Raw genomic sequence first — 11,633 nt, forward strand, 5'->3', positions numbered from 1 at the left:
TAAGGTACTAAGGTAGTAAGATTTTAAATTATAGTACCTAACAATTTTTCTCAATAGCACAGCATCTCATTATCTTTTCTCCTTAATCAAATAAATATAGACGGGAAAATGGTCGCTAAACCCAATTTCGGTGGTGGAATGTCGCAACGGATAGCCTTTGTATTGTCCGCTGGTTTGTATCAAAAATGACTTGTTGTAAATTCCGGCTTTCCAATATCGAAAGCTCGAATAGTCCGTTTGCAGCAAGGTTTCGGAAACCATTATTTGGTCAAAAACATCCCATGCATCCCGAAATGCAATGGTTCCAAATCCTTTTTTGGCCATTTCTTCGAATGGATTGTAAATCCCAAAAGGAAGTACCTCTGCCTTTTTTGCTTTGGCGCCAAGCCCAAATTTGACACTTTTATTATACGGTCCGTCATTCAAATCGCCCAAAGTAATTACTTTTGCATTTGGATTTATGCGTTGCAAAGAGTCTATTATTTTTCGATTTAATGCTCCTGCGGCTTCCCGAAACGGACTTGATTTTTTCTCTCCACCAGAACGGGACGGCCAGTGATTGACAATAATATTGATTTCCTCGCCGTCGAGAAATCCGGTTACCAACAATTGATCTCGTGTGTAAACCCGATAATTTTTGGTACTCACTTGCAATTCATCATCTGTTTTTTCTTCAGAATTGGCTTTGGAACTTTCATTTGTATTCCCGTCTTCTTTATAAATGTATAAGGGAATATTGCTGTAACTGGTGGGCTGAAATTTCTTTTTTTGATACAGCAGTGCCACATCGATTCCTCTTTTGTCAGGCGAATCAAAATGAATGATTCCGTAGTCTTTCTCAATCAGTTTGGGCTGCTTGACTAAATCTTCTAAAACGCCTCTATTTTCTATTTCACAACCGCCAATAAATGTAGGCGAATCGGTATTTTCACCAGAACCTATTTCAGATAAAACGCGGGCTAAGTTTCCAAGTTTCTTTTGATATTTATCAAATGTCCAACGCTGTAAACCTGTTGGAGTCCATTCTTCATCAAAAGTGGCGGTATCATTTATGGTGTCAAAAAGGTTCTCGAAATTATAAAATGCAACGGTATGAATGACGTATTTTTTCTGTTGCGCAGTAGATTTTACTATTGGAAAAAATAAAAAAAGAACAGGAATCCAGTACGTAATTCTCATAAGTATCATTTATTTCCAGTTGTTGATTAGATTCCTTTTTGAATCTGTTTATTGTAAAAATAGTCATTTGGGCGTGAACTTAAAATTATTTTCTAATTGTCTATCTTTGTTTTGTCTTTTCAAGACTCCATGATTCAAATTATTTTAGAAAAAACAATACAACATGACTGCAAACCGATTTACTTTTACACTACACCATCTTGTTTTATATAAATTTCTATTCCTTATTTTTGTTTTACAATCTTTCAACAGTCAAGCCCAATACAAAATGATTACACCACCAAATTTACAAAAAGGAGATACCGTAGCTATTTTGGCAACAGCCAGAAAAAATACAGATGATAACTTAAAACCCGCTATCGATTTATTGCACAGTTGGGGTCTTGAAGTTGTCATTGGCAGCACCATAGGCTTGGACAATAATCAATTAGCCGGAACAGACGAACAACGCGCAGCCGATTTTCAGCAACAACTGGACAATCCAAACATCAAAGCAATCTGGTGCGTAAAAGGCGGCTATGGAACCGTGCGAATGATTGATTTATTGGATTTTACTGCGTTCAAAAAAAATCCAAAATGGATTGTTGGATTCAGCGATGTGACTGTTTTACACAATCATTTGAATACAATGGGTTACAAATCCATTCACGGAATCATGCCGATAACCGCTCCAAGAGCAACTCCTCAAGCGATAGAAACTATGCGAATTGCCTTGTTTGGCGAAGAACTATCCTATACTATAGCTCCTTTTATAATGAATAAACCCGGAAAAGCTACCGGAGAATTAGTGGGCGGTAATTTATCGATTTTGTACAGTTTGTTGGGTTCACCATCCGCAATTGATTGTTCTGATAAAATCTTGTTTATAGAAGATTTAGATGAATATTTGTATCACATTGACCGTATGATGATGAATTTAAAACGAAATGGTTGCCTCGAAAGCATCAAAGGAATTGTTGTGGGTTCCATGACAAAGATGAAGGATAATGACATTCCATGGGGGAAAAATGCCATAGAAATCATCGAGGATGTTACCAAAAAATACAATATTCCTATCTTATATAATTTTCCTGCTGGTCATATTCAAGACAATAGAGCGTTGATTTTAGGAAACACTGTGACTATCAATGTCAATGAAAAATGCAGTACGCTGGTTTTTGAATAAAGGCAATTTTATTTTTGATTGTAGAGTAACGATTTTTGATTGCAGAAGTTTGAAAACGGAGGCGGAATACTGAACACTTAATTCATGGCGGAACACAACGAGCTCGGAAAACTTGGAGAAGAAATGGCGGTCGAATTTCTAAGGAAAGACGGCTACACTATTTTAGAAACCAACTGGACTTTCCAAAAAGCCGAAATAGACATTCTCGCTCAAAAACAAAATACACTTGCTGTTATTGAAGTCAAAACTCGTTCTTCATTAGAATTTGGCTTGCCGCAAGATTTTGTAAAACCAAAAAAAATCCAGCTTCTTGTGAAAGCAGTAGATGCGTTTGTCAACGAAAGAGATTTAGATATTGAAGTCCGTTTTGACATAATAGCCATTCATAAAGAAGGTAAATCTTTTGTAATTGAGCATCTTATCGATGCTTTTTATCACTTTTAGTTATTTTTTCTTGATGTTATATTTGTAACAAATTGTTTTTTATTTATATTTGCGTCCTATTTACACACTGACTACGCGTATAATAACAACCAACTAAAAAAATTACATCATGAAAACTGTTTCTTCCATTGTAGAAAACTACATCAAAACAAAGCCTTTTTTGCTGAATGCACTATCATTAGGCATCATTAATTTGACCTCATTATCCCGAAACATAATGACCGAATTAGAAAGTGAATTTGGCAAGGAAGTAAAACAAGGCGCTGTTGTAATGGCTTTAAAAAGATTAACGGAAGAATTAGATTTCAGGTTAAATCATAAAATCAATAAAGTTATAAAAAACATCGGTGAGATCACTGTTCGTTCTGCCTTGACTGATTATACCTTTGCCGCTTCTGATACCATTTTAAATAAACAAGCTGACTTAATCACTGACATAAATTCATTTCCAGATATTTTTTACACTTCCTCCAGAGGTGTGAATGAAACTAACATTGTGGTTAGCAATAGCATCACTCACTTAGTCGACAAACATTTTGCCAATGAAAAATTGATTCAAAAATTAGATAATCTGGCTTCGATTACGGTAAAATTACCTAAAGAAAACATTGTGGTTCCGGGGATTTACTATTTCATTTTTCAACGCTTGGCTTGGGAAGGAATCATTATCAACGAAGTAATTTCGACTTCTAATGAGTTTACCATTTTAGTGAGTGAAGAACAAGTGGATGTAGCTTTCAAAGTAATTAAGGATTTGAAGAATTAATTTAAAACTTCATTATAATTAAAAAGCCTCCAGGCTAAAATAGTCTGGAAGCTTTTTTTAATCATATTGAATTGCGTTTTTATCAAAAAATTAATTTTTTTACATCTAAAAAACCAATTTAAAAAACTACAAATTCGTTCCTCCCGAAACTTCTAAGCGTTGTCCATTCACCCATTTAGCATCGTCTGTGCACAAAAAAGCCACAACGCCTCCAATATCATCGGGCAAACCGACTCTTCCTAAAGCTGTTAGTGAAGCAATAAATTGATTTAACTGTTCGTTATCACGAACGGCACCTCCACCAAAATCAGTTTCTATAGCACCCGGAGCCACTATATTGACCCTAATTTTTCTTTCGCCCAATTCCTTCGCTTGGTATTTAGTCAATGTTTCCATCGCTCCTTTCATACTCGCATAAGCTGAATAGCCCGGAAATGAAAAACGGGTCAATCCTGACGAAATATTTACAATTCCACCACCATCGTTCATTATTTCCAAAACTTTTTGAGTCAGAAAAAAGGGTCCTTTGAATTGAATATTAACCATATCATCAAATTGAGCCGTACTTGTTGTCGCAAAACTTTCGTGAAGTCCAACACCCGCATTGTTGATTAAAAAATCAATTTTTTCGGCACAAAAAGTGCTTTTTAAAGCACTCGCTACATTTTGAAAAAACAAATCAAAACTACTCACATCAGCAACATTCAATTGAATGGCTGCTGCTTTTCGCCCCAGTTTTTCGATTTCGGCAACAACATCATCCGCTTCGATTTTTTTGCTGTTGTACGTTAGGATTACATCGAGCCCTTTTTTGGCAAGATTCAAAGCCATATCTTTTCCTAATCCACGGCTTCCTCCGGTTACTACTGCTATTTTATTGTTTATTAATTCCATCAGTATTTGTTTTAAATTGTTAATACAAAGATAGTAAAGAGTACCACAAGCAAATTGTAAAATCGATGTTGACGAGATATAAATCAATTTATTTGTATACGAAAAGACGTCGGAGTTAACCTTGTTTGTTTTTTAAAAAACCTGTAAAAATGACTTTAGCAGCCCAATTATGTTTAGAATATAAGGTAGTTATCGATTGTAGTGGACCTTCAAAGTGTACAAACTCCCACACATAATTCTGAATCAAATCGTATTTATACAACTAATGAGAATTGATTTCTTTAGAATTTTTTCAATATAAAATTAATTCCTGTTGCCTCTTAAGTAAAATATTTAAAAAAAAGTGCAGCCTAATGATTCACAAACCGGACGGTCATCAATTTAAATTTCTTTTAAAATTTTCGATGGGAATAATGCATTCAGTTCCGCTACAGAGTCTCCAAAGATTTCGAGACAAAAGTATCTATTGATTTAAATTTCATTTCGATAGAAGTGGTAAAAATCAAATATAAAAAATAAAACTTTTGCTTTTTTTATTGTCCCCCCAACAACTCCATCAATTCCAATGCTATTCTAGTATTCTTCACATTGTCAAAAGTCAACAAAAGCCTTAAACCAGCTGGCGTTTGTTTTTCTTTCATTTTACAAATAGAACTGTGTTTTTGCACAAACTGCAAAACATCCTGAAAACGCTTTGACTGGTAATAATCCGATTGTTGATCTGAAATAAAATACCCAATCATCTTGCCTTGTTTCATCACCAGTTTCTCGATTCCAATACGGGTAGCAATCCATTTAATACGAATGCTATTCATTAACGCATTAGCTCGTGGTGGTAAAGGACCAAAACGATCAATCAATTTATTTTGGAAAATGATCAATTCTTCTTCATTTTTTATACTACCCAATTCATTGTACAAACTTAATCGCTCCGAAACATTATTGATGTATTCATCCGAGAATAACAACTCAAAATCGGTGTCAATTTGCAGGTCTTTTACATATTCTTTCGTTTCTAAATTGTTTTCTTCCGGATACAAATCCTTGAATTCATTTTCTTTCAATTCGTCGATGGCTTCATTCATGATCTTTTGATAAGTATCAAAACCAATCTCGTTGATAAAACCACTTTGTTCGCCTCCTAATAAATCTCCGGCACCACGAATCTCTAAATCTTTCATAGCAATATTGAATCCACTTCCCAATTCGCTGAATTGTTCCAAAGCCTGAATTCGTTTTCTGGCATCGTCCGTCATCGCAGAATATGGCGGACAAATAAAATAACAAAACGCTTTCTTGTTGCTACGCCCTACCCGACCGCGCATTTGATGCAAATCAGACAATCCAAAATTATTCGCATTATTGATAAAAATTGTGTTCGCATTGGGAACGTCTAATCCGCTTTCGATAATGGTGGTTGCCACTAAAACGTCAAATTCTCCGTTCATGAAAGCCAACATCAATTCTTCCAGTTTTCTTCCTTCCATCTGGCCGTGACCGATTCCTACTTTGGCATTGGGTACCAAGCGCTGAATCATTCCGGCAACTTCCTTGATATTTTCTATTCGATTATTGATGAAGAAAACCTGACCGTTGCGCTGAATTTCATACGAAATTGCATCTCTTATCAATTCTTCACTAAAACCAACCACGTTCGTTTCAATAGGATATCTATTCGGCGGAGGTGTTGTAATTACGGATAAATCCCGCGCTGCCATCAATGAAAACTGCAACGTTCTCGGAATTGGCGTTGCTGTCAATGTCAAAGTATCGACATTGGCAGCAATGGTTTTGAGTTTGTCTTTTACGTTAACACCGAATTTTTGTTCCTCATCCACAATCAACAATCCCAAGTCTTTAAAAACTACATTTTTGTTGACCAATTGGTGTGTTCCAATCACAATATCCAGTTTTCCTTCGGCCAATAATTTTAGTGTTTCTGCTTTTTGTTTGGCGGTTCTAAAACGATTCAAATACCCAACAGAAACCGGCATGTCCTTCAGTCGTTCTGTAAACGTTCTGTAATGCTGGTAGGCCAAAATAGTTGTAGGAACAAGAATTGCCACTTGTTTGCTGTTATCGACTGCTTTGAAAGCCGCACGAATAGCTACTTCGGTTTTACCAAAACCGACATCACCACAAACTAATCGATCCATTGGACGATCACTTTCCATATCGGCTTTGACTTCCGCCGTCGATTTGGTTTGGTCCGGCGTATCTTCATAAATAAACGAGCTTTCCAGTTCGTTTTGCAAATAACTGTCGGGCGCAAACTGGAATCCTTTTTCCAGTCGCCGCTTGGCATACAATTGAATCAAATTGAAGGCAATATGTTTGACGCGGGCCTTGGTTTTTTGTTTTAAAATCTTCCAGGCATTCGAACCTAATTTATAAATTTTGGGCGGCGTTCCGTCTTTTCCGTTGTATTTTGAAATCTTGTGCAGCGAATGAATGCTCACATACACAATATCATTATCGGCATACACGAGTTTGATGGCTTCCTGCGTTTTGCCTTCGACTTGTATTTTTTGCAACCCTCCAAATCGACCGATTCCATGATCGATGTGCGTCACATAATCGCCAACGGATAAGGTCGTGAGTTCTTTTAAAGTAATATTCTGTTTTTTCGAATAGCCATTTTTGATGCTGAATTTATGATAACGCTCAAAAATCTGATGGTCGGTATAACACGTAATTTGGTTTTCCTCGTCTATAAATCCCTGGTACAACGGCAAAACAACGGTGTGATATTGCTTGCGGATATTCTCCGAATTTGCTTCGTCCAACGTTTCAAAAATATCATGAAATCGTTTCGCTTGGGCTTCATTCGAACAAAACAAATAGTTTTTGTACCCATTGAAATGATTTTCATTCAGATTGTTCAACAACAAATCAAATTGTTTGTTGAACGACGGTTGCGGCTGAATGTGGTATTCGAATTTTTTAGTGGTTCTAAAAATAGGTTTCGAACTCAATTCCACAATCGAGAAATCCAACGCTCTTTTTATAAACTCGGTTTGATTCAAGAACAATTGTTCTGGAGATGACCGTTTTATTTCCTGCGACAATTTAGCAAAAGCTTCTTCGGCTTTGCCAAATTGTTTGTCTAATTGGGATAAAAAATCTTCAGTATTCTGAATAAAAAGTACCGTTTTCTCCGAAATATAATCCAGGAAACTTTCTCTATTTTCCTGAAAAACTTTGTTTTCCACATTTGGAATTATCGTAATTTTCTTCTGTTGTGCAATTGATAATTGGGTCGCAACATCAAAACTGCGAATACTCTCCACTTCATCTCCAAAAAACTCAATTCGGTACGGATTATCATTTGAAAATGAAAACACATCGACAATTCCACCACGAACCGAAAATTCTCCGGGCTCTGTAATGAAATCCACTCTTTTGAATTCGTATTCGAACAATACTTCGTTGATGAAATCAATAGAGATTTTGTCTCCAACGGATACTTTCAACGTGTTTTTATCCAATTCTTTTCGAGTTACCACTTTCTCGAATAAGGCTTCGGGATAGGTGACAATAATTGCCGGTTTTTTACGGGAATTGATTCTGTTGAGGACTTCGGCGCGAAGCAAAACATTGGCGTTATCGGTTTCTTCAATTTGATACGGACGACGATACGAACCGGGATAAAACAAAACATCCTGGTCGCCAACCAGCTGTTCGAGGTCATTCAAATAATACGATGCTTCTTCTTTATTGTTTAGAACAATCAAAAAAGGAAGTTCCGATTTCTTAAAAATCGAACGAATTACAAAGGAAAGCGCCGATCCGAGTAATCCGGAAAGCTGCATTTTTACTTGATTATTTTCCAATAAACGAGTGACAATTTGCTGGGTTTTTGGCGAATTATCGTAAATAGTATATAAGGCTTTTTTACTCAATGCGTGGTAGATTTGGATCGATGGTTGGTGTATTAGGAATGGCCCTTGTGGTGTCCATCATTTTCATTAATTCAGATTCTCCTTCTTCAAGTGGAATTTTACTTTTCTCCGTAATTTTGTCCATTTGTCTTTGTAGCGAAACCAGTTCTAAATTAATCTCTGAAACCAAGAGCGCCACTTTTTTATCAGGAATATTATCCAAATGAATGAATAAATCCAACAATCTTACTTTTGTAATTAAAGTCGAGATTCTGCTTTTTATTTGAGGTTTGTTGTATTCGTAAGGAATATTATCGTTTAAAGCCATTGCTTTTTTAGAAAGCGCTTTTGATTTTTGCTGAAAAGCTCCAATAGTTTTTTTAGGCTTCAACGCTAATTCTGCCAAAAAAATACGCCATTCGTTCCAAGATGCGATGCTTTTTTCAGAAGCCTCTGTTACAGGCGTGTCATAAAAAACCCAACTTTTCTCTATGTTTTTGAAAATGACTTCTCTTTTTTGCATCTCTTTTTTATTTTCGGCAATGCGTTTTTGATTGTCATTTTTACAAGACAACAAAAGAAAAACCAAAGAAAAGAAAACTGCTATTTTGTATTTCATGTGTGGCTATTTATCATTTTTTAATGGCTTCCTGCAACTCACATCCTGTCTTAATTTTGTAAACTAGAACCAGTTATGCTCCTTTAAAAATTTCCATTAATTACCGTACAAAGTTACAAAGTAAATTTACAATTACGAATTACCGCATCGGAATAACAATCTAATATTCCTGAAGCTGTTTTTATGTTTAAAAAATCAAAAATTAAGAAATAAAATTCCTTTTTAAATACTTTTTTAAGATATTTATATGTTTTTTTATCAAAATTATGTTATTTGCGAAAACGTTATCTTTGTTTTTCAAAACAGACAAAAATGAGTACTAAAATATTGATTATAGGCGCTTGCGGACAAATTGGAACGGAGCTTACCCAAAAGCTGCGGCAACTATACGGAACAGACAATGTAATTGCCTCGGACATCCGAAAGTTAAATATTGATGTTGTCAACTCCGGTCCATTTGAAGTGGTGAACGCTTTAGATTTCAACCAAATTGAACATTTAGTGGAATTGCATCAAATTGACGAAGTGTATTTGATGGCCGCATTGTTATCGGCTACAGCCGAGAAAAACCCAGCATTTGCTTGGGACTTAAATATGAATTCGTTGTTTCACGTTTTGAATTTGGCGAAAGCTGGAAAAATAAAAAAAATATTCTGGCCTTCGAGTATTGCGGTTTTTGGACCAACAACTCCTAAAGAAAATACGCCACAATACACGATAATGGAGCCATCAACAGTGTACGGAATTAGCAAACAAGCCGGCGAAAGATGGTGCGAATACTACCACAATATCTTTGGTGTAGATGTAAGAAGCATCCGTTATCCGGGTTTAATCAGCTGGTCATCGCCTCCTGGTGGCGGCACTACGGATTATGCGGTAGACATTTTTCACAAAGCACTTTCGGATAAAACATACGAATGTTTTTTATCTTCAGAAACTAAAATGCCGATGATGTATATGGATGATGCCATTGCTGCGACCATTCAAATTATGCAAGCGCCGATAGCGCAAATAAAAATTAATTCTTCGTATAACCTAGCCGCTATGAGCTTTACGCCAAAGGAGATTGCTGCCGAAATCAAGAAACACATTCCTGAATTTACAGTTACATACAAACCAGACTTCCGTCAAAAAATAGCTGATAGCTGGCCTGCAAGTATTGATGACGCTGAAGCCAGAAAAGACTGGAACTGGAAACATAAATTTGACTTGGAAACGATGGCTGAGGATATGTTGAAAAATTTGAGTGCCGAAAAAAAATAATACTTTCATTTATAAAGAATTTGGGCTTTAAAAAATCAAGGTGAAAATCCTGGTTTTTTAAAGCCTATTTTTTTTAATTGTGTTTTACTTTTCTTCTTGAGTAACATATTAAAAAGATATTTTCGCTAAATTTGATTAAAACCTCATCAGTATGAAACTAAAATCAAGCGAACCTTTTTGGTTGGTTAAAAATGGAATCATCAACTCGTATCCTTCCTTAAGAGAAAATTTAGACACAGAAATCCTAATCATAGGCGGTGGAATAACTGGCAGCCTTGTAGCGCATCAATGTATAGAAGACGGTTACAAAACCATATTGATAGACCGCAGAGAAATAGGTCACGGAAGCACATCGGCCACAACATCCATGTTACAATATGAAATCGATGTTCCATTGTTCCAACTTATAGATTTGATTGGTGAAAAAGCCGCCGTTGAATGTTATTGGGCGTGTTATAAATCAATTGATGATTTGAATAAAATAGTGCACCAAGTAAAATCTGATTGTGGATTTAAGAAAAAAAAATCGCTGTATTTTGCAGCTTTAAAGAAAGATGTTAATTGGTTAAAAAAAGAATTTGAGGCGCGAAAAAAAATTGGAATCCCAGTAAAATGGCTGGAAGCTGATGAAGTTGATAAAAAGTACCAACTTAAAAACTCCCATGGCGGCATCTTGTCCGAACAAGGCGGAAGCATTGATGCATTCAAATTAGTCCACGATATTCTAGCATACAATCATGAAAAAGGATTAAAGATTTTTGACAAAACTGATATTAAAAAAGTTACTTACAAGCAAAATGGCGTCACCGTTCTAACGGAACATGGCACTACCATTACCGCTAAAAAAATAATATACTGCAACGGTTTTGAAAGTACCGAAATCATTAAAGACAATTTTGTAAAATTACTTTCTACCTATGCTATTGTGGGCGAAAGATTTGAAGACGACCAATCGTATCTTAATGACACCCTTTTTTGGAATACGGCGGAACCCTATATTTATATGCGAACTACGGACGACAACCGATTGCTTATTGGTGGAGAAGATGAAGATTTTGTAAATGCCGAAAAAAGAGATTCCTTACTAAACGACAAGTCCAGTAAATTGACCAAATATCTACAGAAAATTTTACCAAATTATGATTTCAGAATGGATTTTGTTTGGGCAGGTACTTTTGGCGAGACCAAAGACGGCTTACCTTACATTGGTAAACATCCTAATTTTCCAAGTGCTTATTTTGTTTTAGGTTTTGGTGGAAACGGCATCACATTCTCGGTCATTGGAATGAAACTCGTTTCTGAAATGTTGAAAAATAAAAAACATACTTTAGCCGAATATTTTAAATTCCGACGGTAATTGTAAAAAAATCAAATTTCCAATACAAACACCTAATTGATTTGCATAAAAAAAGCCCTTTTCAG

At 35.8% G+C, this 11,633-nt stretch carries 9 protein-coding genes; 5 read left to right on the plus strand and 4 right to left on the minus strand.

Annotated elements, in window-relative coordinates; all coding sequences use genetic code 11:
• Positions 1-69 precede the first annotated feature (69 nt).
• A complete protein-coding gene (locus ACNQGD_RS04025) occupies positions 70-1,179 on the minus strand; it encodes an endonuclease/exonuclease/phosphatase family protein (RefSeq protein WP_417994756.1) in 1,110 nt (369 codons plus the stop codon).
• A 268-nt stretch (positions 1,180-1,447) separates the two neighbouring features.
• Between ACNQGD_RS04025 and ACNQGD_RS04030 the strand changes: the two genes are divergently transcribed.
• From ACNQGD_RS04030 to ACNQGD_RS04040, 3 genes are all read left to right on the plus strand, one after another.
• The gene (locus ACNQGD_RS04030) at positions 1,448-2,344 is read left to right on the plus strand and encodes a S66 peptidase family protein (RefSeq protein ID WP_417998633.1); all 897 of its coding nucleotides are present in this window, start codon (positions 1,448-1,450) and stop codon (positions 2,342-2,344) included.
• Positions 2,345-2,428: 84 nt separating this feature from the next.
• Positions 2,429-2,788 carry a YraN family protein gene (locus tag ACNQGD_RS04035; RefSeq protein WP_417998389.1) on the plus strand — a complete coding sequence of 120 codons (360 nt, stop codon included), beginning with the start codon at positions 2,429-2,431 and terminating at the stop codon, positions 2,786-2,788.
• Positions 2,789-2,897: 109 nt separating this feature from the next.
• Complete coding sequence (locus tag ACNQGD_RS04040; RefSeq protein WP_417994758.1) at positions 2,898-3,554, plus strand: aspartate kinase; 657 nt, start codon at positions 2,898-2,900, stop codon at positions 3,552-3,554.
• A 126-nt stretch (positions 3,555-3,680) separates the two neighbouring features.
• On the opposite strand, the gene ACNQGD_RS04045 is transcribed toward ACNQGD_RS04040, so the two are convergent.
• From ACNQGD_RS04045 to ACNQGD_RS04055, 3 genes are all read right to left on the minus strand, one after another.
• Positions 3,681-4,448 carry an SDR family NAD(P)-dependent oxidoreductase gene (locus ACNQGD_RS04045; RefSeq protein ID WP_417998390.1) on the minus strand — a complete coding sequence of 256 codons (768 nt, stop codon included), beginning with the start codon at positions 4,446-4,448 and terminating at the stop codon, positions 3,681-3,683.
• A 533-nt stretch (positions 4,449-4,981) separates the two neighbouring features.
• Positions 4,982-8,350 (minus strand): transcription-repair coupling factor, encoded by a 3,369-nt coding sequence (mfd, locus tag ACNQGD_RS04050; RefSeq protein WP_417998391.1) that lies wholly within the window; start codon positions 8,348-8,350, stop codon positions 4,982-4,984.
• Positions 8,343-8,948 carry a hypothetical protein gene (locus tag ACNQGD_RS04055; protein WP_417998392.1) on the minus strand — a complete coding sequence of 202 codons (606 nt, stop codon included), beginning with the start codon at positions 8,946-8,948 and terminating at the stop codon, positions 8,343-8,345. The genes mfd and ACNQGD_RS04055 overlap by 8 nt, the downstream gene beginning before the upstream one ends.
• Positions 8,949-9,260: 312 nt before the next feature.
• On the opposite strand from ACNQGD_RS04055, the gene ACNQGD_RS04060 reads away from it, so the two are divergent.
• Both ACNQGD_RS04060 and ACNQGD_RS04065 read left to right on the plus strand, forming a co-directional pair.
• Positions 9,261-10,211 carry an L-threonine 3-dehydrogenase gene (locus ACNQGD_RS04060; protein ID WP_417998393.1) on the plus strand — a complete coding sequence of 317 codons (951 nt, stop codon included), beginning with the start codon at positions 9,261-9,263 and terminating at the stop codon, positions 10,209-10,211.
• 151 nt (positions 10,212-10,362) lie between these two features.
• The gene (locus ACNQGD_RS04065) at positions 10,363-11,568 is read left to right on the plus strand and encodes an NAD(P)/FAD-dependent oxidoreductase (protein WP_417998394.1); all 1,206 of its coding nucleotides are present in this window, start codon (positions 10,363-10,365) and stop codon (positions 11,566-11,568) included.
• The last annotated feature ends 65 nt before the right edge of the window (positions 11,569-11,633 follow it).

The organism is Flavobacterium glucosi, assembly GCF_048286535.1.
Lineage (GTDB): Bacteria > Bacteroidota > Bacteroidia > Flavobacteriales > Flavobacteriaceae > Flavobacterium.